This window comes from Pantoea sp. IMH (genome assembly GCF_000599885.1).
Taxonomy (GTDB): Bacteria; Pseudomonadota; Gammaproteobacteria; order Enterobacterales; family Enterobacteriaceae; genus Erwinia.
On the sequence record NZ_JFGT01000006.1, the window covers coordinates 572,148 to 598,690 of the forward strand.

The window sequence follows — 26,543 nt, forward strand, 5'->3', positions numbered from 1 at the left end:
ACGACGCTATCGTCCTGAAAAAAAGCCCGATCGGGGACATACTCGATCGGGCTTTTTTACGTCTTAACCTGACTGGCCTGTCAGCGCGTTATGCGGCAACCTTCGCCCGGATAGCGGCTTTCTCCGCCTCGCTCAGGAAGGCGATTTTCAGGCCGTTTTCCTGGGCGGTGCGGATTTGTGCCTGACTCAGGCCAGCCTGCGGCGCGGCTTGCTCATACTCATACGCCAGTTCAATGCCCTGCACGGCCGGGTCGTCCGTATTGATGGTGGCCAGAATACCCTGTTCAAGGAAGGTGACTAACGGATGATGGGCCAGCGAAGAGACGGTGCTGGTCTGGATGTTAGAGGTCAGACAGGATTCAATGCCAATCTGGTGCGCGGCAAGGAAATCCATCAGCGCCGGGTCTTCCACTGCTTTTACGCCATGACCGATGCGTTCTGCGCCCAGTTCGCGAATGGCCTGCCAGATGCTTTCCGGACCTGCCGCTTCGCCTGCATGGACGGTAATGCGCAGACCGGCGTCGCGGGCGCGGGTAAAGTGACTGAGGAACTGACTGCCAGGGAAGCCGAGTTCGTCACCCGCCAGATCGAGAGCGGTGATATGATCGCGGTGTGCCAGCAGACCGTCCAGCTCCTGAAGGCAGGCGTCTTCGCCGAAGGTACGGCTCATGATGCCGATGAGGCGGACATCAATGTCATGCTGCTGACATCCTGCCCGGATACCATCGATAACCGCTTCAACCACGCCCGCCACGGGCAGATTATGGGTCATCGCCATATAGCCTGGAGAAAAACGTAGCTCCGCATAATGAATGCCCGCTTTTGCGGCATCCTCCACGTTTTCCAGCGCCACGCGGCGGCAGGCCTCCAGCGAACCAAGCACTTTTACGCCCCAGTCCAGTTTCTGCAGGAAGCTCACCAGATCCGGCTGCGTTTCTGTCACCTGGACATGGGGGCGCAGCGTTTCCAGCGTGGTGGCGGGCAGCGTCAGGTTAAATTCACGGCCTAAATCAAGGATGGTTTGCGCACGGATATTGCCGTCAAGGTGGCGATGGATATCGGTGAGGGGAAGCTGGGAATCGATCATGTCGGCGCACTCATTTGTTTATTGTAAAGTGCATAACAGTATAAAAACAATTTGCGCAACTCCGCCAGCGAATTGCGCAATCGGCGCCTCAACTGCGGTTTATTTACGCGTACTGCCGCATCCCTGCGGCAGAGGCCCGGTTTATCTGTCCACTTACCGTCGCCCGTAGGGCGCTGGGTTGTCTGTGGGTTAAGTCCATGAGTGAGTTATCAGTAACATCGCCACACTCTTTCTGAACAGCGAACCCGATGCCTGATTGCCGGAGGTATTGCCCGGATAAACGGACTGTTGAGCGCAGGGATGCGCGAACCAAGCCTACATGGACGTATTCACGGCGTGTCCGTGTTACGGGCAATACCTCTTGCAATTGGTGCGAGCTGACAGCGACATGGTTGCAGGATGCCCTGCACACCGGCTGCTGAGTTGTCTGGATGAGTCATCTGCGGTAGCGGAGACCGGCTCCGGTATGTGGCAGAACACCGGGACACCGTAAATCCCTCCCTGGAGGCTTCGCTGCCGCATCCGTGCGGCAGAGACCCGGCTTATCTGTCCACTTGCCGTCGCCCGCTGGCTGCGGCGTTGTCTGGAGGAATCTGGCGGGGTAGCACTCTTCTCATTCGCAGTCAGTTTAAACAGCGACGCTGGAGCCCATCTGCGGAAGGCGTTGCCCGGATAAGCGGACTGTTGAGCGCAGGGACGCGCGAACCAAGCCTACATGGACGTATTTACGGCGTGTCCGTGTTACGGGCAACACCTTCAGCTTTTGCACGATCTTACAGCGACACGAAGATCTACTGAGTCAAGTCTGAAGGGAGGGATTCACAATGTGCCCGTGTTATAGGCATCGTCTTCAATTTTGCCACCACTCTGAAGCAACACGGCCTCAATTCAGCATCGTAAGATCTGCTCCGGAGAACGGCTCCGGTAAGTGGCAGAACACCGGAACGCCGTAAATCCCGCCCTGGAGTCTTCGCTGCCGCCTCCCTGCGGCAGAGACCCGGTTTATCTGTCCACTTGCCGTCGCCCGTGAGGTAATGAGTTATCTGCTCATGCCTTCAGGCAGGATCGGATTCCGGCAATCAGCCGGGTCAGCCCGTCATCCAGCTTGCTGCGAGGGCAACCCGCATTCAGCCGCAAATAGCCTTTGCCCTCTGGCCCATAGGTCAGCCCGGGCATCATCGCGACTTTTTGCTGTTCAATCAGTACCTTATGAAGTTGCGCATCATTAATGCCCAGCGGATTCAGATCGATCCAGGCCAGATAAGTGGCTTGTGGCGGCAGCCAGTTCAGCACGGGAAAGGCGTCATTCAGCCGGGCTGCTATATGCTGCAAATTAGCAGCAAGATAACGGAGCAGGGCATCAAGCCATTCGCCTCCTTCACGGTAGGCGGCGATATGGGCCGCGACCGCCATCACTGCTGGCGAAGAAAGGCCGTCAGTCTGCTTCAGCGCCTGAAACCAGGCTGCCCGATCCTCCTCATCGCTGATAAAACCATAAGCGCCGGTCAACGCGGGTACGTTAAAGCTTTTTGAGGCGGAGGTGAAAAGCGCGAAGCGATCTTTTGCCACGGCGAGCCAGGGCGTATGCTTCTGGTCGCCGAACACCATATCCATATGGATCTCGTCGCTGATCACCCGCACATTGTAACGCTGACAGATAGCGGCCATCTGTTCCAGCTCTTCACGCCGCCAGACTTTTCCGGTGGGGTTGTGGGGGCTGCACAGCAGCAGAATGCGGCATTCACCCTGTGCCAGCAGCGCTTCAAGTTCATGCATATTGCACTGCCATTCCGTACCCACTTTGCGTAAGGGTAACGAGAAACAGCGGCGATGGTTGCCCTCAATCGTTTTATAAAAAGCATCATAGGCTGGGGTATGCACGGCTACCCCTTCGCCGGGCTGCGACCAGTGCTGAATCAGCCGGGAGATCATGTAAATCACCGAGGGGCCGTAAACAATTTGCTGAGGCTCAACACTGAGTTGAAAACGCTGCTGATACCAGCCGGTAATGGCGGAGAGAAAATCGTCATGCTGCCAGCGGCTGTAGCCAAAAACGCCGTGTGCCAGGCGCTGCTGCAACGCGGTCAGGATGCAGGGGGCGGCGGGGAAATCCATATCGGAAATGGTGAAGGGCAATAAATCGTTCTGGCCGAAGCGATCGGCGACAAAATCCCACTGGGTACACCAGCTGCCGCGGCGATCGGTCACGCGATCGAAATCAAACATAACAACCTCAAGGCTGGCGGGAGCCGCAGCTCCCGGTCATTATCAGGACGATGCGGGCTGCATCATACTGCTTATCTCATCTTTAACTGACTGCACCTGCGGGCCAAAGACGACCTGCAAATTATGCTGGTTAAGATGGACTACCCCAATGGCGCGATTGGCTTTCAGGGCGGCATCATCGACCAGAGACATATCTTTTACCGAAAGGCGCAGGCGGGTCAGGCAGTTATCCAGAGAGGTAATATTCTCCATTCCGCCAAGCGCGGCCAGAATCGCAGGCGTGTTATAGCCGGACTTCCCTGTAACAGTGGTGGAAACGCTTTTCTCAACCGCGCCGGTTTCAATATCGCGGCCTGGCGTGCGGAGATTAAAACGGGTAATGGCAAACCGGAAAATCAGGTAATACCCGACGAACCAGATCGCCGCCACAACCGGCACCATATACCAGCGGGTGGCGAGGCCGTGCAGAATGCCGAAAACCACAAAGTCGATAATATTGCCGTCGGTATTACCGATAGTGACGCCAAGTACCGCCATAACGGTAAAACCGAGACCGGTTAACAGGGCGTGGATCAGGTAAAGCACCGGCGCCACGAAGAGGAAAAGGAACTCAACGGGTTCCGTGGTGCCGCCCACCACACAGGCTACGACGCCAGAAATCAGCAACCCTTTTATTTTATGGCGGTTTTCCGGGCGTGCGCAGTGATACATGGCCAGCGCAGCACCGGGCAGGCCACCCAGAAAGGCGGGCATTTTTCCCTGAGAGAGAAAACGGGTCGCGCTTTCGCTGAAGCCGCCGGAAGTTGGGCAGGAAAGCTGCGCCTGGAAAATCGTCAGCGCGCCGCTCACCGTATGGCCGCACACTTCCTGACTGCCACCCGCATCGGTAAAGCGGATAATCGCCACCAGAATATGCTGTAACCCGAAAGGCAGCAGCAGGCGCTCCCCGGTGCCAAACAGCATCGGCCCAAAATCACCTGCGCCGTTGATCACCCAGCCCAGACCGGTGATAGCGGCGGCGAAAACTGGCCAGATGAGTGGAATAACCAGCCCGACCAGGCCCATTACCAGCGTGGTGATAATAGGCACAAAGCGGGTGCCGCCAAAAAACGCCAGCGCGTCCGGCAGGCGGACAGTATGAAAGCGTTCGTGCAGATAAAAAACGATAATCCCGACAATGACCGCGCCCAGAATGCCGGTATCGATCGACTGAATACCGATAATATTCTGGATATTGTTGGCTTTCAGCACGGCAGCATCGGTGGTGGGCAGGATCGCTTTGGCGGTGAGCCAGAAATTGACCGCGAGATTCATGACCGCAAAGCCCACAAAACCCGAGAAGGCCGCCACGCCTTTATTCTCACGGGCCATCCCCAGCGGAATGGCGATCGCAAACATCACTGGCAGATAGCTAAAGGCGAAAGAGCCGATCTTACTCATCCAGGTAAAGATCAGCTGAAGAACGGGATTTCCCAGAAAGGGCAGCAGGGTAATCACGTCATGACTGCTTAACGAACTGCCGATACCCAGCATGATGCCGCAAAACGAGATCAGGGCAACGGGCAGCATAAACGTTTTTCCGAGGCCCTGGAAAAATTCCCAGAGCGTGATTTTGGGTTTGGCTGACGACATAGAGTCTCCTGGCAAAAATGCTCAGCCGCTGCTGAGGTGAAAAATGATAAAACGTTTTATCAAGTCTGAATGCGCGACAGATCACACTCTTAGTGGAGGTCACACCTGACAAAGTCCATAATGAGGATATAACGTTTTATCTGCGGCCAGGGTCATAAGACGACAGGCAAAAATTGCAACGAATGAGTAACGATGTCACATAAGAAAATCACGATTCATGATGTTGCCGGCGAAGCGGGTGTCTCTGTGACGACGGTGTCGCTGGTGCTCTCCGGCAAAGGCAGGATCTCATCAGGCACGGCCGACAAAGTTAACCGGGCGATTGAAACCCTGGGGTTTGTACGCAACCGCTCAGCTTCCATGCTTCGTGGCGGAGAGAGCGGCGTGGTGGGACTTATCGTCAGGGATATCTGCCATCCTTTTTATGCCGAAATGACTGCTGGCCTGAGCGAAAGCCTGGAGAAGCAGGGGAAAGTACTGGTGCTTACCCAGAGCGGTGCCCAGGGACAGAACATCGATCGTTGCTTCGATACGCTGGCTGCACAAGGGGTGGAAGGCATAATACTGGGCGGCGGGGCAGAAAAAGCGGGCCATCTGGCGAGCCGCGCCCGCGAACAGGGGATCGCGCTGATATGCGCATCGCGGGCCAGCCACCTGGAAGAGACTGACGCTGTCAGACCCGATAATCTGCAGGCGGCGCAGATAGCGACCGAGTATCTGATTAAACGCGGCCACCATTGTATCGCCTGGCTCGGCGGCTCCGGTTCATCTCTGACCCGCGCTGAGCAAATTGGCGGCTATTGCGCCACGCTGATGCAATACGGTTTACCGTTTCGTAGCGAATGGATTATTGAATGCGGACCCTCTCAGCGGGACGTGGCCACGCTGACCGAAACGCTGATCCATCATTATCCGACCATTACCGCGATCCTCTGCCATAACGCCTCAGTGGCACTGGGGTGCTATTTTGGGCTCCAGCGTACCGGCAGAAGCATCGGTAAAGGTGGCGTTGACAGTTACTACGGACAGACGATGGCGCTGGTGGGCTTTGGTGACGTGCCGGAAGCGGAGCTTACCGATCCTCCGCTCACCTTTGTCAGCAGTTCTGCGCGGGAGATAGGCCGCCGGGCGGCACAAAAACTGCTGCAGCGTATCGCCGACAGGGAAGGCGCCGTGGAAAGCATCATTCTGCCTCCGCTGTTGATTGAACGCGGATCCGCATAAAAAAAGGGCGCGAATGTCGCGCCCTCATGGAGTCAAAAAAAGGTTTACTGAGGCAGCCCCAGTGGCATGGTACTGCCCAGCATATAACGCGCCAGGAACTGATCCAGCGGCATTTGCTCACCGTTCATCGTTACCTGACCGGTAGCGTACTGCAAACTGGTAACGATATTATTATCCTGCTGCTTCGTCAGCTTAAACATCTGGCCCATTGCCGCAAGGCCTTTCACCTGCTGTTCTGCCAGCTTAGCGGCTTCATCCTGCTTGTAGCCTTCCGTCATCGCTACGCGGGTCATCAGCTCAGTTGCCATATCCATCGAGATATTCAGCTTCGCATCCAGCGTTTTCAGGACGTTATCCGCTGCCTGGCCGACATTTTGCGGCTGCGCGTTACCGGTTGCCGGATCTTTGAAGTGTACCGCAAGGTTGAAGCTGCTCTCGCCCTTATCATTTTTCCAGCTGATCGGCGCGATGTTCACCACCGGGTCTCCTTTAAGCAATAAAGGCAGATTATCGGTCAGCGCCTGACTCATACGCTGCTGATAAATCAATGGATTTTCAACGGCGGCAGGATCGTTCATCAACGCCTGCACCTGGCGGTTATAGCTTTCAGAGAACGCTTTCATCGCGTTGGCATCAAACTGAGAAAGCTTAACCGACACTTTCCCCTCGCCGAACGCCTGGTTCTGCACCTTCAGGGAGTCGAGCGTATAGTCGATGTTGCCGGAAATCAGGCTGTTTTCGGCGTTAAAGGCGGATTTACCGTTCAGCCCTTCCGCGGTGAAAGCCTGCTTACCGTTGACGGCGGCAGTCAGTTTATCCAGCTTAATAGTCTGGTCGCCAATGCGCATGCCTTCAGGCGACAAATGGGTATTACCGTCCATCTTCAGGCCGTTAACCGTGAACAGCACGGGCATATCGAGCTGGTTTTTGGTGGTCAGCAGCACGCTTTCAAGGTCGCCGTTAAACTTCACTTCATCGCCTTTCGCATCGGCGCTGACCATAAACGTACCGCCGTTAGAAGCGAAGCGTTCGCCCGTCTGGCCGTTGTGGTAATCCAGGGGAAGAAGATGAATGTCTGACGCCGTTGCGCCGCTATAGCCCACGCGGGTTTCAGCCTGCACAATCGATTTGCCTTTAGTCATTTCGAACAGCTTGCTCACCGCATCGGTGTTTTCCAGTTCGCTGTGCACTGAGGCCATACTTGGGATCAGGTTGAATTTTTTAAGCTGGGCCAGAGGGAAGGGGCCATGATCGATCTTTTCATTGAAAATGACGCTCTGACCCGGCTTAAGAAGACCGTTATCTTCGGTCTGAGAACTGGACTGCAGTACCAGACGCGTCGTGCTGCTGAAAATGCCGCGCTGAAAATCCTGCCAGCTCAGCCGCAGACGGCTTTCCGGAGACGCCGCATTGATGCGGGCGTTCGCGTCCTGAACCAGTTTGTCCATATTTTGTTCCAGCTGTTTGCCGGTAAACCAGGCTGCTCCTGTCCAGATTACGCCGAGGGCAATCACCACGCCGACTGCTATCTTGGTTTTTTTCATCTGTTATGTCGTCCTTTTTCATCACGGGTGCCGGCAAATCCATCCCGCTGGCAAATGCCCGGCGAATAAAAAACGCCCCTGAGGCGTTTTTGTTTAAAATCCGGTTAATCATAGCAATTGAGGCTGTTAACGTCAGCCGCATTCGCTTAAATCGGTGTAAACACGGGCCAGGCTTCCGCTGCCGCTCAGGCTCAGCGGTGCGTCATCCGCGGCCACAAAACAGGACTCGCCAGGCTGTAACATCAACTGAGTTTCTCCACAGGTCACACAGGCATGCCCCTCAACGCAGAACAGAATCGCTGCACCTTGCTGGCTGAGCGAAGAGGGCATTTCGTCCAGGCGGTGAAGCGAAAAAGCAAAATCGTCGACCGGAATCGGAAAGGTCACCGTATTACCCGCCTGTTCAGGTTGCGTTAACAGGCTCTCATAAGGCCTGGGCTCAAACTTGAGATTGGCCATCAACTCAGGAATATCAATGTACTTAGGCGTCAGTCCGGCGCGCAGTACGTTATCAGAGTTGGCCATTACCTCCAGCGCCACGCCTTTAAGGTAGGCATGCGGCGTTTCGGCGTAGAGAAACATCGCTTCGCCAGGCTGTAGCTCAATGACGTTCAGCAGGAGTGGAGAAAAGAGTCCGCAGTCGTCAGGGTAGAATTCGGCGATTTGCTTAACGGTATCCCAGGGTTCGCCGTGCTGAGTATGCAGCGTGGCTTTGAGCACATCCAGCGCCAGCGCTTTTTCTTCACCGCTGGCGGAAAGCAGCGCGGTAAAGAGCGTTTTCAGTGCCGCCATATCTGCCGACTGGAGGAAGTGCGCTATCGCAGGATGCGCGCCCGCCACTGGCTGCAGTAAGGAGACGGTTTCATGCAGCTCACGAAAGCCATTGATCGCTTTAAACGGCGTCAGTGCATAAACCAGTTCGGGTTTGTGATTGGCATCTTTGTAGTTACGGTTGGGGGCGCCAGGATCGATTCCTTGCGCATTTTCCCTCGCGTAACCCGCTTCAGCCGCGGATTTGCTGGGATGCACCTGAATCGACAGCGGCTGATCGGCGCAGAGCACTTTGAACAGAAACGGCAGCTCACCAAACCGATCGGCCACCGTTTTGCCGAGCCATTTTTCCTTATCAGCATCAATGACGTCACGCAGTGAGCGCGGCTCACCATCCATGTCGATAAGGGATGAGCTTTTAGGATGAGCACCCATCCACAGTTCAGCCATCGGCTGCTGCTGTGGATTGGCAATGCCGTAGAGGTCTGTCAGGGCTGTCCGGCTGCCCCATGTGTAATTTTGCAGCGTATTGATTAATTTTTGCATGATTACTCACAGTGAATTCGGGGTTACTGCCTGTATTAAAGCAGAAAATGACCGCAAAAAGACACCACGTCATGTAATAAGGACGAGCAGGTCGCATAATGTTAAATTATTGTATGTCACACTATGGCCCGCGCTAAACGCCCGGATGGGCGATGAAGGGTTTACTCACCATATTATTGTGCTAAAGGAGACAGTCATGGCCGCCAACCGCATTGAAAAAGACTCAATGGGTCCTATTGAAGTACCGGCAGATAAACTTTGGGGCGCGCAGACGCAGCGCTCGCTGGAACACTTTCGCATCTCCACTGAAAAAATGCCCGTCGAGCTCGTTCGCGCGCTGGCGCTGACCAAACGCGCCGCAGCAAAGGTCAACAGCGATCTCGGCCTGCTGCCCGCTGAGCGCGCAGAAGCGATCGTTAGTGCGGCAGACGAAGTGCTGGCAGACAAGCACAGCAGCGAGTTTCCGCTGGCGATCTGGCAGACCGGTTCCGGTACCCAGACCAACATGAATATGAATGAAGTGCTGGCCAACCGCGCAAGCGAGATTCTGGGTGGCGAACGCGGCATGTCACGCCTTGTACATCCAAACGATGACGTGAATAAAAGCCAAAGCTCCAATGACGTTTTCCCGACGGCGATGCACGTCGCGGCGGTGGTGGCGGTTAAGGAACATCTGATCCCGCAGCTGAAAACGCTGCATAAAACCCTGAGTGACAAAGCGGAAGCGTTTAAAGATATTGTTAAAATTGGCCGTACCCACCTTCAGGACGCCACGCCGCTGACGCTCGGGCAGGAGATTTCCGGCTGGGTGGCGATGCTGGAACATAACCTCAGGCATATTGAACAGAGCCTGCCGCATGTGGCGGAGCTGGCGCTGGGCGGTACGGCAGTCGGCACGGGCTTAAATACGCATCCGGAATATGCGGTGCGCGTGGCTGAAGAGCTGGCGCGTCTGACCAGCCAGCCTTTCGTTACCTCCCCTAACAAATTTGAGGCGCTGGCCACCTGTGACGCCCTGGTTCACGCCCACGGATCGCTGAAAGGACTGGCGGCGTCACTGATGAAAATCGCCAACGACGTGCGCTGGCTCTCCTCCGGCCCACGCTGCGGTATCGGTGAAATCGCTATTCCTGAGAACGAGCCAGGCAGTTCCATTATGCCCGGTAAAGTGAACCCAACACAGTGTGAAGCCATGACCATGTTATGTTGCCAGGTGATGGGCAATGATGTGGCGGTAAATATGGGCGGCGCTTCCGGTAACTTTGAACTTAACGTTTACCGTCCGATGATTATTCATAACTTCCTTCAGTCTGTCCGTATGCTGGCTGACGGCATGGACAGTTTTAATCATCATTGCGCTACCGGTATTGAACCCAATCGCGATCGTATTACTCAGTTGCTGAATGAATCGCTGATGCTGGTGACGGCACTGAATACCCATATTGGTTATGACAAAGCTGCAGAAATTGCCAAAAAGGCGCATAAAGAAGGGCTGACGCTGAAAGGCTCGGCACTGAAACTGGGGTATCTTACTGAAGAAGAGTTTGATGCCTGGGTGCGTCCGGAAGATATGGTTGGCAGTATGAAGTCCTGATATCACCCCAGGGAAAAGAGCGGACTATTCCGCTCTTTTTTTCGTTCTGATGTGGGTAATTAACCTAATCTGTCACTGAACAGGTGCAGCCGCGGGATAACCGGGTAAAGCACATTCGCCTGCGGCTTATAGCGATGAGACACTTTTTTCGCATCGTAATTGAGCAATTCACCTATTTTGGGTACCTCTGCGGCATTTGCGCAAATCACTATCAGAGGAGAAGGGCAGGCTAACTGAGTTTGTTTCTGGCTCTCTTTATTCCAGACGCGTGCGACGGGCTGGACCTTTACCGGGCGTTTTATTTTAAGTTCCGCCGAGGCAGGAAGGGAATTAACAGCCGCGGTTTCTTCCTCCAGCTTTTCTGCCCATTGTTCGCGGCTCCAGGGCGCCATCGCCCGGCCAGATTCCCTGCTTTTTTTCAGTTTTTCCAGAATCGCTTCCCGACTCACTTTCTGAATAATATGCTTATTTGCCCAGCCGAAACGAACGGAATCGGCAGCGTCGAGTAGTGTAATAGCGCGGTAGGCATTAAGCGTAATTAACCCGCGTTGATGGGTATGCACAAACTCAAACCTTTCCTCACTGGGTAATCCGGAATCGACGGTGATAATCTGCTCCAGACGACGCTTGAGCCTGTTTATATTATCAACGAGCTGACGCAACCGGTTTGCTTCATCTGTGGAGGCTTCCAGACATATAACGCCCGGCAGTCTGACGGCCGCTTTGGTACTGAGGGTTTCTGACTGATCCTGCATAAACAGGCGGCAATAATGCTGTAATGCACGCGTTAAAGCCGCCTTCGCGAGATGTTGCTGAACATTAATTTCCATTACCGGCTCATGCTCCTGACCTTTATAGACGGGCGGAAGCTCAAAGACTCTGGCCGCCAGCAGACGAAGGGCAGGCAGCTCTTGTGCCAGAACCGCAAGCGCTTCCTGCAAAGAAGCAACACAGCGATGCAGATTGTCAACGGCGTCATATTTGCTCATGGCAGACCCTAAGTAACAACATTTTTTCAAGGTTAACAGAATGCAAATAACTATGCGAAAGCAGGATAGACAGGGAAGGGGAAAAAATACAGGGCAGGAAAAAGTTAAAAAACCACGCCGGAATAAATCCAGCGTGGCGGGAGATTAAATCAGGAAATCTTCCAGCTTTTTACCCTGTTCCAGCGCCTGCTTAATCACTGCCGGGGTACGGCCCTGGCCAGTCCAGGATTTAGTTTCACCATTTTCATCGGTGTACTGGTATTTGGCCGGACGCGGTGCACGCTTAGCACGGGATTTGCCCGTGGTATTTTCGGCAGAGGTCAGCTCGCTTAAATCGATACCGTCATCGAGGAGCATCTGACGGTATTTCGCCAGCTTCTCTTCTTTTTCTTTGATTTCAGACGCGATAGCCGCTTCGGCTTCACGGCGCTCATTAACGACCGCTTCGAGTTTTTCCAGCATCTCTTCAAGCTCAGATAATGAAACTTCACGAGCCTGTGCACGAAGGGTTCGAATGTTATTTAATACTTTCAGCGTTTCGCTCATAAAGGAATCCGTAGCGTTGTGTGGTTTAAATTTAATCAACGTATGTTTCGGGAGATAGTGTACATAGAAATTGTAGAGTAAAAAACACCTGATTAAAAAAATGAAGGCTTATTTTTGTCTTTTTCATCTGTTTTTTGCAGTTGCTCACTCATCATTCCTGACTTTATATTTACGTTATTGAGACAAATCTTAACAAAAAAAAGTCGCCAGCAGCGACCCCTGTGCGGATTTGCAGAATTAATCGCCGTTAATAGCGCTAATCGCACGGATTGATAAATAATAAATTACGCTTACCATCGATGAATAGCGCTGTGCAATGGCAGGCAAGTTTCTTATAAAAGCCTTCTACACCTACCCGGTGAAGGTTATAAGAACGTGAACGACAGGCAGTTATTGAACAATAACGCCTCAACGTTGCACAGTTAATACGTTCGGACGTAGCGGTGTTTAAGCAGTAAGCCATAAATAAAGCCTGTTATTTTTAGTTACAACATACTGATGACAATCTGATTGGCTGTCGCTGATAAAATGTGGCACTTTGGTGGCACCCGATCGCGATAATATTTTCAGGCAGGGAAGACTGATACCGTGCCAGAATAACGTTAACTTCACTGAGCAGGAACCAGAATGCATCCAATGGTTGTCCGCTGGGCCGCTATGATTCTTTTCTCCGGCCTTATAGTTGCAGGTCTGGAAATTCTGCATCTGCCTGCCGCACTGCTGTTAGGACCAATGGCGGCAGGAATTTTATTTGCTATACGCGATAAGCCGGTCGTTATTCATCGTTCGCTACTCTATCTGGCTCAGGGGGTGGTCGGCTGTATGATCGCCAGATCGATACCGCTATCCATCTTTGCGGAAATAGGGAAAAGCTGGCCGCTGTTCGCGTTTACTATTTTGTCAGTTATCGCCACCAGTACGCTGCTGGGATGTCTGCTGGCCCGCTGGCAGATATTGCCCGGTTCAACAGCTATCTGGGGTGCTTCTCCAGGCGCGGCGACCGTGATGACGCTTATGTCTGAAAGCTACGGGGCGGATAGCCGACTTGTGGCGTTGATGCAATATATGCGGGTCATGGTGGTCGCTATTATTGCAACGCTGGTGGCACGCATAGGAACACCGCCAGACGTGGCAGAAACGAGTGCGGGTTTTGATATCCTTTCGCCCGTTATCTGGCCAGCATTCAGCGGAACACTCTTGCTGATTATCTGCAGCATTATGCTTAGCCTGCTGTTACGTATACCTGCCGGTCCTTTATTGCTCTCCCTGGCGGGTGGCGTAATAGCCCAGGATAGTGGGCTGCTGCAGATTGAATTACCGCCCGCGTTACTGATGAGCGCGTATGCCATTATTGGCTGGAGTATTGGCCTCCGGTTCAACCGCGCAATTTTGCTTTATGCGGCAAAAACAGTTCCCCGCTTGCTGATTTCCATTGCGGTACTGGTGGCAATCTGCGGCTTTTTTGCCTGGCTGCTGGTGCGATTTGCGGGAATTGATCCATTAACGGCTTATCTGGCTACCAGCCCAGGCGGTGCGGATTCGGTGGCGATTATCGCTTCCGCCAGCCAGGTGGATATGCCTTTTGTAATGGCGATGCAGACAGGGCGGTTTATTCTGGTACTGATTACCGGACCCGCGCTGGCGCGCTGGGTGACGAAAAGGATGTCATCACGCTGGGAAAAAAAGGAGAAGAGTCATTACAAGGAATAGCCTTGCGCTGTAGCCGGGCAAACTATCCTATAAAAAAGGCCACTCATCACAGAGTGGCCTGTCGATGATTTTATCAACCTGTCAGGTTTCAGGGAAAGGCATGGTATTTCCCGGCGCTTCCCGGTGAATATGCAGGAAGGTTAAATGACGCTCATACTGATCGAGGATGTCATTAATAATCTGTTCCCGGGTGAAATCCATCAGATCATTTCCCTGCGTGCCTTCCAGCAAAAACGTTTCCAGCCGGAAATAATCCGTTTTGCCGCTGCGCGCACGGTAGGTGAAGGCCGGTACTGAATAACGCTGAGGCCAGATCTGATAGATAAAACTCTGTTCTTTACCCAGGTTCACCAGCATCTCCAGATGATTAAGGCGTTCATCTTCAAGCGGGGGGCGTTCGCTAACCTGGACTTTTGCGCCGCGGCGCTCAAGCTCCGTTGCCACTTCTTCCATGGCGGGACGACAGACGGTATCGATCATTTTTTTCGTATGCGTGCTACCCGGATAATGCATTACGCGGGAAATGCGCTGCTTCCAGTTCAGCCGATCTTCGCGGGTTACCGGAATGGGCGGCGTGCTTACCGTCGTACTTGCCCGGCGGTGATCTTCGACCTTGAGCGACTTATAAAGCCCGGCCATTACAAAGAACATCACAAAACTGAAGGGCAGACCCATGATCACCGTGGTTTTCTGTAATGCGCTGATACCGTTGACCATCAGCATTCCCAGCGTCAGCAAACCAATCGCCAGCGACCAGAAAATACGTAACCAGTTAGGCGCATCATTATTAATATCGGCCAGGCGTGACGTGAAGTTGCCCAACACCAGCGAGCCTGAATCCGCTGAAGTCACATAAAACAGCAGGCCGGTAATAGTGGCAACCGAGGCGCTGAAGGTAAAGGCAGGATACTGCGCCAGCAGGCTATAGAAACCGCGCTCCGGGTGCGCCAGCGTTTCCTGGGCCAGCGCAGCGTTGCCATGGATAATCTCATGCAGGGCGCTGTTGCCAAAAATCGACAGCCACAGCAGGGTGAAGATAAAAGGGATTGTCAGGGTGCCGACCACAAACTGGCGGATGGTTCTGCCGCGTGAAATACGGGCGAGGAACAGCCCAACGAACGGTGACCAGGCGACCCACCATGCCCAGAAAAACAGCGTCCAGTTGTTCATCCATTCCGTGGGACGGTCAAAGGCAAAACTGTTGAGCGTCATGCCCATAAAGCGGTTGACGTAATCGCCAACGTTCAACACCAGCGCATTCAGCAGAAAGCTGGTATCGCCCATAAACAGTACAAACAGGATAAGGCCCAGCGCCAGCAGGACATTCAGCTCTGAAAGCAGACGAATGCCTTTATTCACCCCAGAGGTTACGGAAATTGTTGCCATAATAACTGACAGCGCGATCAGGGCGGCCTGAGCCGAAAGCCCTTCCGGGACATCAAAGAGCACGTTAAGCCCATAGTTCAGCTGAACCACCCCAATGCCCAGCGTTGTGGCGATGCCGAATATAGTGCCGATGACGGCCGCTATATCCACTGTATGGCCGATGGGACCATTAATCCGCTTACCGAAAATAGGGTATAACGCGGATCGAATGGTCAGCGGCAGCCCGTAACGATAGCTAAAGTAGCCGAGCGCTATTCCCATTAACGCATACATCGCCCAGCCGGTAAGCCCATAGTGAAACAGCGTCCAGACCATCGCCTGACGTGCCGCCTCCATCGTTTCTCCCTGGCCTTCTGGCGGCATCATATATTGCGTCACTGGCTCCGCAACCGAGAAGAACATCAAATCGATGCCGATGCCGGCGGCAAAAAGCATTGCCGTCCAGCTCATCAGGCTAAATTCCGGTTTTGACTGCTCGGGGCCAAGCTTGATTGATCCAAAGCGGGAGGCGGCAATAAATACCACGAAAACAATATAGAGCGTTGCCGCGAGCAGATAATACCAGCCGAACGTATTTGAAACCCATTCAAGCACATGATCGATACCGCGATCGGCATAATCGGTAAAAAAGATCGTGGTAAAAGAAAATAGCAGGATCAGCAATGCTGAAGAGTAAAAAACCACCGGGTTGATACGGTCTTTTTGAGGCGTTTCTTGCATGACAGTCAGGGGCATAGTTTCTCCAATAACATGCAAAAGAATTGACCTGACCTTCACAAAGCGTGCCTTAGCGCATACTGGGAAATCCGCCGCATATCCGCTAATTACACTGGGGAAGCCTTCAGGGTGACGTTTAACTGCTTGTTTTAACTGCTTTAACTATAAGATTTAACCATTTGTACATCTCTTTGCGGAAAATTGTTAACGACAAGCATAGTTTTTATTGATTGAGCATTCAATTAAAAATAACGCCAAAGTGAAAACAGGTCCTTATAAAGTCCTCTCTGAATACAAGGGTATTGATGATTTGAATTACTGCCTGAGCGGAACTCAAGGCTATATCGTTAACCTGCACGATCAAAGCGAAAAGAAGGGCGGGGATTTATTTCATAGTAGAGCAGGAGAGAATAATTTTTACTCAGAACGTTCTAAGTGGAATGACAAATAAAGGATTAGTTCTTTAGCCAGACGTTAAGTTTGGCGCGGGAGATAACAGGGTAACGTTGATGGTTATTCCAGGGTGAAAAAGAATCTATCAGGGAAAAGGAGAGAATGAAGCCGCCAGCGTTAACCTGCAGGCGGCTTTCAGGGAGGCGGGAATTAGTTATAAATGACGGCGGTGCCGTGTAAGTTGTTCTGTCCGGAAGTCGAGGTAATGCGGAAGGATTTAGCGCCAGCCTGTTCAGCTTTTTCTGCCAGCTGCGATTCTAGCGAGGTCAGATTAGCGCCAGCAGTGGCGCTAATTACGCCGGCTTTCTGCTGATCCGACGGCGCGCTATCGACCTGCACAACGGCGAAGCTGTTGAAAGATAGAGCGGTAAGTGCCAGAGCAGCCAGGGTCATTTTTACGTTTTTCATGATGCGATCTCTCTTCAATTCAGGTGAGTTATTCGTCTTATTTGCTATTTACTAGCAATCGTTAAGTAAATGCTATGCCTGATAGAAAGCGCCGTCAACAGTATTTTATTACTGATCGTTAATATAATTAGCAAGGGATTGATCTTGTTGATTTTAAATTTTAAAAATTTCTTACAAGTCAGGAGGGAGTGGACTGGAGCGCTATAAGAGAGGCCTCGACAGATGCCCATTAAGTTTTTATAGTGATCGGTAATATATTGCGGTAACGCATCTGCTAAGCGAGGGTGTATGACTGACCAACCACATGGTGCGCCGAAAAATCGGGGACGGCCAAAAACCTTCAACAGAGAAGCTGCGCTGGACAAAGCGCTTGAGCTTTTCTGGCGGCATGGCTATGAAGGAACATCGCTGTCAGACCTGGTTGAGGCGACGGGCGCCAAAGCGCCAACGCTCTACGCAGAGTTCACCAATAAAGAAGGGTTATTCCGCGCCGTCGTCGGGCGTTATACGGAAAAATTCTCCGGCCAGCGGAAATCGGTTCTTCATTGCCCGGAAAGCAGCGTGCAGCAAGGCGTGGAAAACTACTTCCGCGCCACAGCGGCCTGCTTTACTGACGGTCAGAATCCGGCAGGCTGCTTTTTTATCTGTACCTCGGCAGCACTCTCGGCAGAGTCGACCGGCGTTGCCGATATGCTGCGGGAGCGGCATCTCAGCCAGGAACATGAGCTGACAACTTTTCTGCTTGAACGTCAGCAGCGCGGTGAACTGGCTGCCGGCACGAATGTGCACAGGCTGGCAACTTTTCTGGTCTGTCTGCTCCAGGGGATGTCCGTGAGCGCGCGCGAAGGCGCCACCCGCGCAGAACTGGAGGAGATCGTCACGACACTTATGCAGCAATGGCCTACGCTTAGCCAGCTGGGCGCTGAAGTAAACGAAGCCGTAAGGCCAACACAGGAGTCATTATGACCTTAGAATATGCAACCATCGCCGGAGGCTGCTTCTGGTGTACCGAAGCCGTGTTCAAACAGATTAACGGCGTCGAGACCGTTGAAAGCGGCTACACGGGCGGGAAAATCGCTAATCCTACTTATCGCCAGGTTTGTAATGGCGATACCGGCCACGCAGAGGCGATCCGGCTTGGCTTCGATCCGGAGAAAATCAGCTACGGTGAGCTTCTTGATATCAGCTTTGCCACTCACGACCCTACGCAGCTTAACCGTCAGGGCAATGATGTCGGTACGCAGTATCGCTCCGCGATATTTCCAGCGAACGAGGCGCAGGCTGTCGAAGCCAAAGCCGCCATCGCGCGTGCTCAGGCCGATCACAGTGACCCGATTGTGACCACGATTGAAGCCGCCGCGGAATGGTATCCTGCTGAGGATTATCATCAGAACTACTGGGAAGGCGAAGGGCAGGAGAATCGCTACTGCATGGCGGTCATTCCACCGAAGCTGCAAAAACTCCATAAGCGTTACGCAGACAAAACGAAGTAACGATAACGTATGTTTCCACGCCAGCGCCGTTGCAGCGGCTGGCGTGATTTTACGCAGCTCTTTAATAAGGGACCCGCAAGCGTGCTCAGCATCGTTTCCCTGCCGCTTAAAGATACTTTCTTCTCAGCCTCAACCCCACCAGCAGCGCCATTACCAGCATGGCTGTGATAAAAAGCGTGATGCCGTTCCAGCCAAAGTGCATCCAGAAAACCCCGCCCGGCGTGCCAGCCAGGCTGGAACCCAGATAGTAGCTGAAAAGATAGAGCGAGGAGGCCTGGCCTCTGGCGCGTCTGGCCCTCGGGCCTATCCAGCCGCTGGCGACGGCATGAGCGGCGAAAAAGCCGGCGGTAAACAGCATCATTCCTGCCAGGATCACCCAGATATGGCTAAATAACGTCAGTAATACGCCAGCCAGCATCACGGTGGTGGAGAAAAGCAAAACCGGCGCCCGGCCATACCGGACCGTTAAGGCGCCTGCACGCGGAGAACTCCATGAGCCGGTCAGATAAACAACTGAGAGCAGACCCACAATCGCCTGGCTCAGCGACCACGGCGGCGCCATCAGCCGGTAGCCAATATAGTTAAACAGCGTGACAAAAGCGCCCATCAGCAGAAAACCTTCGGCAAAAAGGAGCGGCAGACCCGGATCGCGCCAGTGCAGGCGAAAGTTAAGCAGCAGGCTGCGCGGCTTCAGCGAAGCGGGCCGGAAGTGGCGAGACGGCGGCAAAATTTTCCAGAAGAGCAGGGCCGCCGCCAGCGCAAAGCAGCCGGTGACGGCCACGGCGGCCCGCCATGAACTGAAATCCGCAATAAGGCCGCTCAGTAACCGGCCGCTCATGCCGCCGATAGAATTCCCGCTGATATAAAGCCCCATCGAAAAGGCGAGCGCAGAGGGATGCACTTCTTCGCTAAGCCAGGTCATTGCCACAGCCGCTACGCCGCTCAGCGCCAGCCCGGTCAGCGCGCGGAGAATCAGTAAGCCGTGCCAGCTGCTCATGGTGGCGGCGATCAGCGTGAAAACGGCGGCCATCAGTAGCGCCGTCACCATGACCGACTTACGTCCGACGGCATCTGACAGCGGCCCGGTAATCAGCAAGCCCAGCGCCAGCAGGCCGGTGGATACCGAGAGCGAAAGACTGCTGGCGGTGGGCGATACGCCAAACTGCTCAGAGAGCGCGGGCATCAGAGGCTGAACGCAGTAGAGCAGCGCGAAGGTGGCGAGGCCAGCAGAAAAGAGTGCCAGCGTGGCGCGAAGCCAGACGCGCGTTCCACGTTTAATATACTCATCGCCGGAGACATCGTAACGACGCCAATGTTGGCCGAGATTTTTCAGGGCGACGAGTGGCGAAAGGAGATTCACGTCATTTCCTGATAACCAGACTGGGAATCCGGTCACTGTAATCAGCCACTAATATACTGTCTAATATATTAATACTCTTAATTGATATCTTTAATATATGAATATTGAGCTGCGTCATTTACGTTACTTTATCGCCGTGGCGGAAGAGCTCCATTTTGGGCGCGCGGCACAGCGACTGAATCTCTCACAGCCGCCGCTCAGCCAGCAGATCCAGATCCTTGAGCAACAGATCGGCGCACGGCTTTTTGCCAGAACTAACCGCAGCGTGCAACTTACCGCCGCCGGAGAGGCTTTTCTGACGGATGCCCGGCAGATTATGCACAGCGTTACCCTCGCCGCCGGTAAAGCCGCGCGCCTGCACCGGGGAGAGGAAGGGGAACTGAGAATCGGTTTTACCTCCTCAGCACCTTTCATTGCTGCTGTCTCCGATGCGCTATTTACTTTCCGGCAGCGGCATCCTCAGGTGCAAATCCAGATGCAGGAAATTAATACCCGCCAGCAGCTTGAGCCACTGATCGAAGGCCGGCTGGATTTGGGCGTGATGCGAAATACGCCGCTACCAACGTCTCTACAGCACCAGTTAATTCTGCGGGAACCGCTCTATGCGGTGGTGCACCGGGCACATCCTCTGGCGGAAAAAACGTCGCTTTCCATCACAGAGCTGAGCAGGGAACCCTTCGTTTTCTTCGATCCTGGCGTGGGAACGGCGCTCTACAGCGACACGCTGGCGCTGCTGGCGCGCTATCATATTGTGCCGGACATCGCACAGGAAGTGGGTGAAGCGATGACCATCCTTGGCCTCGTCGCCACTGGCCTTGGCGTTTCCATTCTTCCCGAGTCTTTCCGTCGCGTCCGGCTGGATGAGCTCTGCTGGATCCCACTCCGGGAAACAGACGCCTGGTCGGAAGTCTGGCTGGTCTGGTCGGCGAAACGTGAAATGCGGGCAGTCACAGGTATGATGAAAACCTTGCTTTTGCCCCGCTCCGCCTGATGATTTTTCGGGCATTACCACGATTTTATGTGCGGCTAATCACAATCCGAATCAAATATTTGACGCCGTGTCGCGAAGTGTTTCACCATGACAGAATGGTTTATTTTGAAGCGCGAAAATAAGTGGGAGCAGGGGTGTGATAACGGACGGTCAGCCTGGCCATATTGACCAGATCAAACAGACCAATGCGGGAGCCGTTTACCGGCTTATCGATCGGTTCGGTCCGATCTCACGCATTGACCTCTCCAAAAAAGCGCAGCTCGCGCCAGCCAGCATCACCAAAATCGTCCGCGAAATGCTGGAAGCTCACCTGGTGCAGGAGACCGAATTCCAGGATGCGGGAAGCCGCGGACGTCCGGCGGTCGGCCTGATCCTGGACACCGTCGCCTGGCACTATTTATCGGCCCGCATCGGCAATGGCGAGATTACTTATGCACTGCGCGATCTGAGCAGCGCGCTGGTGGTGGAAGAACGCTGCCCGCTGCCGGTGGAGGATGATGAGCCGCTGCTTGCCCGCATTGTCGCCGGTATCGACGCTTTCTTTATTCGCCATCAGCAGAAGCTTGAGCGTCTGACCGCCATCGCCATTACGCTGCCGGGGATCCTCAATACGGACAAAGGTATCGTTCACCGTATGCCGTTCTACCAGGTTGAGGATATGCCGCTTGGCCCCGAGCTGGAAAAGCGTACCGGCCTGCCGGTCTACATACAGCATGATATCTGCGCCTGGACCATGGCGGAAGCGCTGTTTGGCGCATCAAAAGATGTCAGAGACGTTATTCAGGTCGTTATCGATCACAATGTGGGCGCGGGAGTCATTACCGGCGGCAGGCTGCTGCACAGCGGAAGCAGCACGCTGGTCGAGATAGGCCACACGCAGGTCGATCCGCACGGCAAGCAGTGCTACTGCGGTAACCATGGCTGCCTGGAAACTGTCGCCAGTACGGAGAATCTGCTTGATCTTGCCGCGCAGCGCATGCGGACCACGGCAGAATCCAGTTTGCACAATTATCCGCTCAGCCTGGATACGCTTTGCGACGCGGCGATGAACGGTGACCGGCTGGCGAACGAGATTATCACCGGCGTAGGTCAGAGCGTCGGACGTGTGCTGGCGATCATGGTCAACCTGTTCAACCCACAAAAAATTCTGATAGGTTCGCCGCTCAACCGGGCGAAAGAAATTCTCCATCCGGCCATTACCGATGCAATTCACCGGCAGTCTCTGCCCGCTTACAGCGATCATATCGAGGTGACCGCAACTCACTTCTATAACCTCGGCACCATGCCCGGTGCGGCGCTGGTAAAAGATGCGCTCTACAATGGCACGCTGCTGGTGAAACTCCTTCAGGGCTGATTTCTCCCGCTGTTGCGGTTGCAGAACCGCACTTTGTGACAATATATTGCGCTAACGCAAGCTGCCTCGTTACGCACTGCCCTACTATTTCCCGCTAGGAATGTTAACCAGTGTTTATCAATGATGGTCAAAGCTGGCCTGGAGTGGAGCATGTTAAAGCGTTTATTTGTCACGGGCACCGATACTGAAGTCGGGAAAACGGTAGTCAGCCGGGCACTTTTACAGAAACTGGCTGAAGGGAATAAACGTACGGTGGGCTACAAGCCCGTCGCCAAAGGAAGCCAGCAGACCCAGCAGGGATTGCGTAATAAGGATGCGCTGGTTTTGCAGGCATCCTCCTCTCTTGAGCTGCCGTATTCCGCCATTAATCCTGTTACCCTGATCGAAGACGTTATCAGCGCCAGCCAGGACAGGCCGATCGATTATAAAGTGCTGAGCCAGGGGCTGGCATCGCTGCATGCTCAGGCAGATCACGTGGTGGTGGAAGGGACCGGCGGCTGGCGTAGCCTGATGAACGACCTGCGGCCCCTGTCAGAATGGGCAGTAGAAGAGCGGCTACCGGTAGTGCTGGTGGTCGGCATCAAGCTGGGTTGTATCAGCCATGCACTGCTGACGGCGCAGGCGATTCAGCAGGATGGCCTGCCGCTGTTGGGTTGGGTTGCCAACCGGATCAATCCGGGACTGGCGCATTACGCGGAAATCATTGAGGTTCTAAGCCAGAAAATAGGCGCGCCGTTGCTGGGCGAGCTTCCCTATCTGCCGAAAGCAGAAGGGCGGGAGCTGGGAAAATATCTCGATCTGAGTTTAGCAGCACAGGGCTGAAAAAGATCGGTGCAGGATATAAAGATTAAATAAGTACCAGGATAAAGCGCCCATGGGGCGCTTTTTCTTGGTTATGTAGCCGTGAATACTGGCCTGTTAACCGGAATTTCAGCCCTGATTCAGCGCACGGCGGGTTCGACCCGAACTCAGATAGCCAGCGATGTAGTCCTGAGAGATTTCACCGCTGTAGCGGCCTTCCTCATCGACGATCGGCATCCAGACGAGGTTATGCTCGTAGAGTTTGGAGAGCACCACGCGCAGATTCTCTTCAGCGCGGCCAGTGACGGTAAATTTATTCAGCATATCGGCACACTGGCCGGTCGCGCCGCGCGCCTCGCGTCGTTTAACAAAACCGAGCGGCTTACCATCATCGTCAACGACCGTGATAAAGCGTATATCGTTATCGTCCATCATGGTAAAAGCTTCGGCAAGTGGGGTAGATTTTCTCACCGTAAGGGTGGGCTGCTGGTCGGTGACGTCGCCAGCCTGCACCAGCAGCAGACGCTTCAGCGTGCGGTCCTGACCTACAAAGGATCCCACGAACTCATTAGTAGGTTTAGCCAGCAGCTCGTCCGGGCTGGCACACTGCACGATTTTGCCCTGGCCGAAAACGGCAATGCGATCGCCCAGCTTCAGCGCTTCGTCGATATCATGACTGACCAGCATCACGGTTTTCTTCAGCTGGCGCTGCATATCCAGAAACTCATTCTGAATCACTTCCCGGTTAATGGGATCCACCGCACCGAAGGGTTCATCCATCAGCAGGACCGGCGGATCCGCTGCCAGTGCCCGGATCACGCCAATACGCTGCTGCTGACCGCCGGACATTTCGCGGGGGTAGCGATGCAGGAATTTTTTTGGATCGAGCGCCACCATGCTCATCAGTTCAGTGGCGCGATCGCGACAGCGCTTTTTATCCCAGCCGAGCATACGCGGCACTACGGTAATATTTTCCTCAATGGTCATATTGGGAAAGAGGCCGACCTGCTGAATCACATAGCCGATATTACGGCGCAGCGTCACGGTATCCAGCCCGCTGGTATCTTCGCCATTGATAAAAATTTTGCCGCTGGTCGCAGGAATAAGGCGGTTAATCATCTTCAGCGTGGTGGTTTTCCCGCAGCCGGAAGGGCCGAGCAGCACGCACATTTCGCCTTCCGGCACGTTCAGGCTGACATTATCCACCGCGTTAAACGATGTCCCCTTCTGGGTAAAGGTTTTGGTGAGGTTTTCCAGCTTTATCATTATCGAATCCCCTTAGGAGTCAGCGCCAGCTGCAAACGGTGCAGCAGCCAGTCGAGAATTATCGCCAGCAGGCAAATCATTACGGCGCCTGCAACCAGCTTGCGGATATCACTGCCGCTGATGCCATCCAGAAGCAGCAGCCCAAGGCCGCCAGCACCGATGACGGCAGCAATCGCCATCACGCCCACATTCATGACCACGGCGGTGCGGATTCCGCCGAAAATGACCGGCAGCGCCATCGGAATTTCAACCCAGCGCAGACGCTGCCAGAAGGTCATGCCGATGCCGCGACCCGCTTCCCGCAGACCGTCAGGCAGGTTTTCCAGCGCCGTGTGGGTATTGCGTACGATGGGCAGCAGCGAGTAGAGGAAAACGGCGGACACCGCTGGCACCACACCAATTCCCTGACCGATCATCGAAAATAATGGAATCATCAATCCAAACAGGGCGATTGACGGGATAGTCAGCACGATGGTCGCAATGCCAAGCACTGGCGTTGCCAGCCATTTCGCCCGCACGATCAGAATACCCAGCGGAACGCCGATAAGAATTGCGAGGCCGACCGCCACGCCGACCAGCCAGAGATGGTGAAAGGCAAGGGCGGCGATATAGCCCCAGTTATCCATCATGTAATTAATCGTTTCCATACCCTCTCCTCAAAGCAGGCCGTTGGATTTCAGGAAATCGCTGGCCACCTTCTGAGCGGACTCATGGTCAACGTCGACGCGTTTATTCATTTCAGTAATGGCTTCGTTAGTGATCAGCGGTGTGAGCGCATTCAGCGCCTCGGCAAGGCCTGGATTCGCATCCAGCGTCTCCTGGGTAGCGACCGGCGTCGCGGCATAGCTGGGGAAAAAGCCTTTGTCATCCTCAAGGACCTTCAGATCGAAGCCGTTGATCCGGCCATCCGTGGTGTAGACCAATCCGGCCTGCACAAAGCCATCGCGAATGGCGTTGTAAACCAGGCCTGGGTCCATCTGCCGAATCTGTGGCCGGTCGAGCTGCATATTGTAGGTCTTCTGTAGCGGCTTCATGCCGTCAGAACGCCCGGAAAACTCCAGATCAAGTCCCAGCATCCAGTTCTTATCGGGATCGTTTTTGCGTACCTCATCCATTTTCGCCACCAGCTGAGAAATGGTTTCGATCTGCTCTTTCTCGGCGCGCTTTCGCTGCATGGCGAACGCGTAGGTATTATTCATCGGGGCGGGGTTGAGCCAGACCAGGCCGAGTTTGGCGTCCAGTTTTTTCACTGTTTGATAGGCTTCTTCCGCCGACATAGGTTTATTAATGTGGTTATAGATAATCAGCGAGGTGCCGGTATATTCCCAGGTCAGATCAACCTGTCGGTTTACCATCGCGTTACGGCCGATAATGGCGGCGATATTAGTACGGGGTTCGACGGCAAAGCCTTTTTTACGCAGATATTGTGTGGTCATCGCTGACAGGATGTGCTGTTCGGTGAAACTTTTTGTCGCGAACACGATAGGTTCGGCGGCAACGGCACTCCATGTCATCATGGCGCTCAGCGCAAAGGCGACAGGAGAGAACCAACGGGTTAGCAGGTTTCTGCTCATAGGTAACTCCTTCTCTTCAGGCGGCCGCATGCGGACTTAAAAGGCGGCCTAATCCCGCCAGCAGCAGATCCAGAACGAGCGCAAAAAGGGCCGTGGCGGCCGCGCCGAGGATAAGCGTCGGAAAATCGTTAAGGTAGATGCCGGGAAAAATCAGCTCCCCGTAGCTGCTGGCGCCAATCAGGAAGGCCAGCGGCGCCGTGCCGACATTAATTGCCGTCGCGATGCGGATACCGGAGAGCATCACCGGCCAGGCGTTGGGAAGCTCAACCTGCCACAGCCGCTGGCGTTTGGTCATGCCGATGCCATTGGCCGCTTCGATCAGCGAAGCGGGAACAGAGCTTAAGCCGGCATAGGTATTCCGTACGATAGGAAGTAATGAGGCGAGAAACAGCGCGATAATGGCAGGGCGGTCGCCAATGCCGATGATCACCATGGCCAGCGCAAGCACGGCTAGCGGCGGCAGGGTGTTGCCCACATTAAAAACCTGCATCACATATTCCGCCCAGCGGCGGGCGGCAGGACGGCTGAGAACAATACCGCTCGGAATGCCAACCAGTAGCGCAAACAGCATTGACCAGAACACCAGCAGCATGTGCTGCTTACCCAGATAGATAAGGTCAACACGTCGGGCCTTAATGGTTTCCAGACCCAGACCATAAACCAACAGGCCCAGCACCGCTGCGATAAACAGGATGGCAAGCGCGGCACGCCTGAGGAGCGTTGCGTTTTGCATGAATTTGACTCTCCCTGAAGATCGGATTATCAGGGCGTTTCTGCAACTGCGGGTCACATAAACGCCGTTGTTATAGGTTATAACGAAGCGGAACAGCCTGATTACAGACGCCTTTTTTTCCGCTCCGGTTTCATACTG

General features: G+C 54.1%; 23 protein-coding genes. 9 read left to right on the top strand and 14 right to left on the bottom strand.

The window, feature by feature from the left end:
• Window positions 1–88: 88 nt before the first annotated feature.
• From add to malX, 3 genes are all read right to left on the bottom strand, one after another.
• A complete protein-coding gene (add, locus tag EA20_RS0117155; RefSeq protein WP_024967997.1) occupies window positions 89–1,087 on the bottom strand; it encodes an adenosine deaminase in 999 nt (332 codons plus the stop codon).
• A gap of 1,047 nt (window positions 1,088–2,134) precedes the next feature.
• Window positions 2,135–3,313: a MalY/PatB family protein gene (locus EA20_RS0117160; RefSeq protein ID WP_024967998.1), complete on the bottom strand. Its 1,179-nt coding sequence runs from the start codon at window positions 3,311–3,313 to the stop codon at window positions 2,135–2,137.
• A 42-nt stretch (window positions 3,314–3,355) separates the two neighbouring features.
• The gene (gene malX, locus EA20_RS0117165; RefSeq protein ID WP_024967999.1) at window positions 3,356–4,945 is read right to left on the bottom strand and encodes a maltose/glucose-specific PTS transporter subunit IIBC; all 1,590 of its coding nucleotides are present in this window, start codon (window positions 4,943–4,945) and stop codon (window positions 3,356–3,358) included.
• A 192-nt stretch (window positions 4,946–5,137) separates the two neighbouring features.
• On the opposite strand from malX, the gene malI reads away from it, so the two are divergent.
• Window positions 5,138–6,169 (top strand): Mal regulon transcriptional regulator MalI, encoded by a 1,032-nt coding sequence (gene malI / locus EA20_RS0117170; RefSeq protein ID WP_024968000.1) that lies wholly within the window; start codon window positions 5,138–5,140, stop codon window positions 6,167–6,169.
• A gap of 44 nt (window positions 6,170–6,213) precedes the next feature.
• Here malI and EA20_RS0117175 read toward each other — a convergent pair whose 3' ends face one another.
• Window positions 6,214–7,713, bottom strand: a complete 1,500-nt coding sequence (locus tag EA20_RS0117175; protein ID WP_024968001.1) for a YdgA family protein — start codon at window positions 7,711–7,713, stop codon at window positions 6,214–6,216.
• A gap of 132 nt (window positions 7,714–7,845) precedes the next feature.
• A complete protein-coding gene (gene manA / locus EA20_RS0117180) occupies window positions 7,846–9,030 on the bottom strand; it encodes a mannose-6-phosphate isomerase (RefSeq protein ID WP_024968002.1) in 1,185 nt (394 codons plus the stop codon).
• A gap of 196 nt (window positions 9,031–9,226) precedes the next feature.
• Here manA and fumC point away from each other — a divergent pair, with 196 nt between their 5' ends.
• Window positions 9,227–10,624 (top strand): class II fumarate hydratase, encoded by a 1,398-nt coding sequence (gene fumC, locus EA20_RS0117185; RefSeq protein WP_024968003.1) that lies wholly within the window; start codon window positions 9,227–9,229, stop codon window positions 10,622–10,624.
• 59 nt (window positions 10,625–10,683) lie between these two features.
• Here the strand turns inward: fumC and tus are convergent, their stop codons facing one another.
• Complete coding sequence (gene tus / locus EA20_RS0117190) at window positions 10,684–11,613, bottom strand: DNA replication terminus site-binding protein (RefSeq protein ID WP_024968004.1); 930 nt, start codon at window positions 11,611–11,613, stop codon at window positions 10,684–10,686.
• A gap of 144 nt (window positions 11,614–11,757) precedes the next feature.
• Complete coding sequence (locus EA20_RS0117195) at window positions 11,758–12,159, bottom strand: H-NS family nucleoid-associated regulatory protein (protein WP_024968005.1); 402 nt, start codon at window positions 12,157–12,159, stop codon at window positions 11,758–11,760.
• 627 nt (window positions 12,160–12,786) lie between these two features.
• Here EA20_RS0117195 and EA20_RS0117200 point away from each other — a divergent pair.
• Window positions 12,787–13,869, top strand: a complete 1,083-nt coding sequence (locus tag EA20_RS0117200) for an AbrB family transcriptional regulator (RefSeq protein WP_024968006.1) — start codon at window positions 12,787–12,789, stop codon at window positions 13,867–13,869.
• 81 nt (window positions 13,870–13,950) lie between these two features.
• Here EA20_RS0117200 and EA20_RS0117205 read toward each other — a convergent pair whose 3' ends face one another.
• Window positions 13,951–15,975 carry a choline transporter gene (locus tag EA20_RS0117205; RefSeq protein WP_369699797.1) on the bottom strand — a complete coding sequence of 675 codons (2,025 nt, stop codon included), beginning with the start codon at window positions 15,973–15,975 and terminating at the stop codon, window positions 13,951–13,953.
• A 223-nt stretch (window positions 15,976–16,198) separates the two neighbouring features.
• Here EA20_RS0117205 and EA20_RS21170 point away from each other — a divergent pair, with 223 nt between their 5' ends.
• Window positions 16,199–16,423 carry a hypothetical protein gene (locus tag EA20_RS21170; protein WP_152540251.1) on the top strand — a complete coding sequence of 75 codons (225 nt, stop codon included), beginning with the start codon at window positions 16,199–16,201 and terminating at the stop codon, window positions 16,421–16,423.
• Between the two features lie 152 nt (window positions 16,424–16,575).
• On the opposite strand, the gene EA20_RS0117210 is transcribed toward EA20_RS21170, so the two are convergent.
• Entirely contained in the window at window positions 16,576–16,833 is a 258-nt protein-coding gene (locus EA20_RS0117210; protein ID WP_024968008.1) for a DUF1471 domain-containing protein, read from the bottom strand.
• Between the two features lie 288 nt (window positions 16,834–17,121).
• Here EA20_RS0117210 and EA20_RS0117215 point away from each other — a divergent pair, with 288 nt between their 5' ends.
• Together EA20_RS0117215 and msrA are read left to right on the top strand one after the other, a co-directional pair.
• Window positions 17,122–17,799, top strand: coding sequence for a TetR/AcrR family transcriptional regulator (locus EA20_RS0117215; protein ID WP_024968009.1), 678 nt, complete (start codon window positions 17,122–17,124; stop codon window positions 17,797–17,799).
• Window positions 17,796–18,326, top strand: coding sequence for a peptide-methionine (S)-S-oxide reductase MsrA (msrA, locus tag EA20_RS0117220; protein WP_024968010.1), 531 nt, complete (start codon window positions 17,796–17,798; stop codon window positions 18,324–18,326). Before EA20_RS0117215 ends, msrA begins: the two co-directional genes overlap by 4 nt.
• A 106-nt stretch (window positions 18,327–18,432) precedes the next feature.
• Here msrA and EA20_RS0117225 read toward each other — a convergent pair whose 3' ends face one another.
• Window positions 18,433–19,659, bottom strand: a complete 1,227-nt coding sequence (locus EA20_RS0117225) for an MFS transporter (protein ID WP_038381749.1) — start codon at window positions 19,657–19,659, stop codon at window positions 18,433–18,435.
• A 124-nt stretch (window positions 19,660–19,783) separates the two neighbouring features.
• Between EA20_RS0117225 and EA20_RS0117230 the strand changes: the two genes are divergently transcribed.
• The 3 genes from EA20_RS0117230 to bioD all read left to right on the top strand — a co-directional run bounded on the left by EA20_RS0117230 (window position 19,784) and on the right by bioD (window position 22,853).
• Window positions 19,784–20,677 carry a LysR family transcriptional regulator gene (locus EA20_RS0117230; RefSeq protein ID WP_024968012.1) on the top strand — a complete coding sequence of 298 codons (894 nt, stop codon included), beginning with the start codon at window positions 19,784–19,786 and terminating at the stop codon, window positions 20,675–20,677.
• Between the two features lie 136 nt (window positions 20,678–20,813).
• Window positions 20,814–22,031 carry an ROK family protein gene (locus EA20_RS0117235; protein WP_024968013.1) on the top strand — a complete coding sequence of 406 codons (1,218 nt, stop codon included), beginning with the start codon at window positions 20,814–20,816 and terminating at the stop codon, window positions 22,029–22,031.
• A 150-nt stretch (window positions 22,032–22,181) separates the two neighbouring features.
• Window positions 22,182–22,853 carry a dethiobiotin synthase gene (bioD, locus tag EA20_RS0117240; protein WP_024968014.1) on the top strand — a complete coding sequence of 224 codons (672 nt, stop codon included), beginning with the start codon at window positions 22,182–22,184 and terminating at the stop codon, window positions 22,851–22,853.
• A gap of 108 nt (window positions 22,854–22,961) precedes the next feature.
• Here bioD and osmV read toward each other — a convergent pair whose 3' ends face one another.
• From osmV to osmY, 4 genes are all read right to left on the bottom strand, one after another.
• Window positions 22,962–24,098 carry an osmoprotectant ABC transporter ATP-binding protein OsmV gene (gene osmV, locus EA20_RS0117245; protein WP_024968015.1) on the bottom strand — a complete coding sequence of 379 codons (1,137 nt, stop codon included), beginning with the start codon at window positions 24,096–24,098 and terminating at the stop codon, window positions 22,962–22,964.
• The gene (osmW, locus tag EA20_RS0117250) at window positions 24,098–24,745 is read right to left on the bottom strand and encodes an osmoprotectant ABC transporter permease OsmW (RefSeq protein WP_024968016.1); all 648 of its coding nucleotides are present in this window, start codon (window positions 24,743–24,745) and stop codon (window positions 24,098–24,100) included. The genes osmV and osmW overlap by 1 nt, the downstream gene beginning before the upstream one ends.
• Window positions 24,746–24,754: 9 nt before the next feature.
• On the bottom strand, window positions 24,755–25,615 hold the full coding sequence (locus EA20_RS0117255) for a glycine betaine ABC transporter substrate-binding protein (protein ID WP_235192674.1): 861 nt from the start codon (window positions 25,613–25,615) through the stop codon (window positions 24,755–24,757).
• Between the two features lie 73 nt (window positions 25,616–25,688).
• Window positions 25,689–26,405 (bottom strand): osmoprotectant ABC transporter permease OsmY, encoded by a 717-nt coding sequence (gene osmY / locus EA20_RS0117260; protein WP_024968018.1) that lies wholly within the window; start codon window positions 26,403–26,405, stop codon window positions 25,689–25,691.
• Between the last annotated feature and the right edge of the window lie 138 nt (window positions 26,406–26,543).

Bases quoted from the DNA above. Each gene is read 5' to 3' on its own strand.
- add (WP_024967997.1), bottom strand. From the start codon at position 1,087: ATGATCGATTCCCAGCTTCCCCTCACCGATATCCATCGCCACCTTGAC.
- EA20_RS0117160 (WP_024967998.1), bottom strand. From the start codon at position 3,313: ATGTTTGATTTCGATCGCGTGACCGATCGCCGCGGCAGCTGGTGTACC.
- malX (WP_024967999.1), bottom strand. From the start codon at position 4,945: ATGTCGTCAGCCAAACCCAAAATCACGCTCTGGGAATTTTTCCAGGGC.
- malI (WP_024968000.1), top strand. From the start codon at position 5,138: ATGTCACATAAGAAAATCACGATTCATGATGTTGCCGGCGAAGCGGGT.
- EA20_RS0117175 (WP_024968001.1), bottom strand. From the start codon at position 7,713: ATGAAAAAAACCAAGATAGCAGTCGGCGTGGTGATTGCCCTCGGCGTA.
- manA (WP_024968002.1), bottom strand. From the start codon at position 9,030: ATGCAAAAATTAATCAATACGCTGCAAAATTACACATGGGGCAGCCGG.
- fumC (WP_024968003.1), top strand. From the start codon at position 9,227: ATGGCCGCCAACCGCATTGAAAAAGACTCAATGGGTCCTATTGAAGTA.
- tus (WP_024968004.1), bottom strand. From the start codon at position 11,613: ATGAGCAAATATGACGCCGTTGACAATCTGCATCGCTGTGTTGCTTCT.
- EA20_RS0117195 (WP_024968005.1), bottom strand. From the start codon at position 12,159: ATGAGCGAAACGCTGAAAGTATTAAATAACATTCGAACCCTTCGTGCA.
- EA20_RS0117200 (WP_024968006.1), top strand. From the start codon at position 12,787: ATGCATCCAATGGTTGTCCGCTGGGCCGCTATGATTCTTTTCTCCGGC.
- EA20_RS0117205 (WP_369699797.1), bottom strand. From the start codon at position 15,975: ATGCAAGAAACGCCTCAAAAAGACCGTATCAACCCGGTGGTTTTTTAC.
- EA20_RS0117210 (WP_024968008.1), bottom strand. From the start codon at position 16,833: ATGAAAAACGTAAAAATGACCCTGGCTGCTCTGGCACTTACCGCTCTA.
- EA20_RS0117215 (WP_024968009.1), top strand. From the start codon at position 17,122: ATGACTGACCAACCACATGGTGCGCCGAAAAATCGGGGACGGCCAAAA.
- msrA (WP_024968010.1), top strand. From the start codon at position 17,796: ATGACCTTAGAATATGCAACCATCGCCGGAGGCTGCTTCTGGTGTACC.
- EA20_RS0117230 (WP_024968012.1), top strand. From the start codon at position 19,784: ATGAATATTGAGCTGCGTCATTTACGTTACTTTATCGCCGTGGCGGAA.
- bioD (WP_024968014.1), top strand. From the start codon at position 22,182: ATGTTAAAGCGTTTATTTGTCACGGGCACCGATACTGAAGTCGGGAAA.
- osmV (WP_024968015.1), bottom strand. From the start codon at position 24,098: ATGATAAAGCTGGAAAACCTCACCAAAACCTTTACCCAGAAGGGGACA.
- osmW (WP_024968016.1), bottom strand. From the start codon at position 24,745: ATGGAAACGATTAATTACATGATGGATAACTGGGGCTATATCGCCGCC.
- EA20_RS0117255 (WP_235192674.1), bottom strand. From the start codon at position 25,615: ATGATGACATGGAGTGCCGTTGCCGCCGAACCTATCGTGTTCGCGACA.
- osmY (WP_024968018.1), bottom strand. From the start codon at position 26,405: ATGCAAAACGCAACGCTCCTCAGGCGTGCCGCGCTTGCCATCCTGTTT.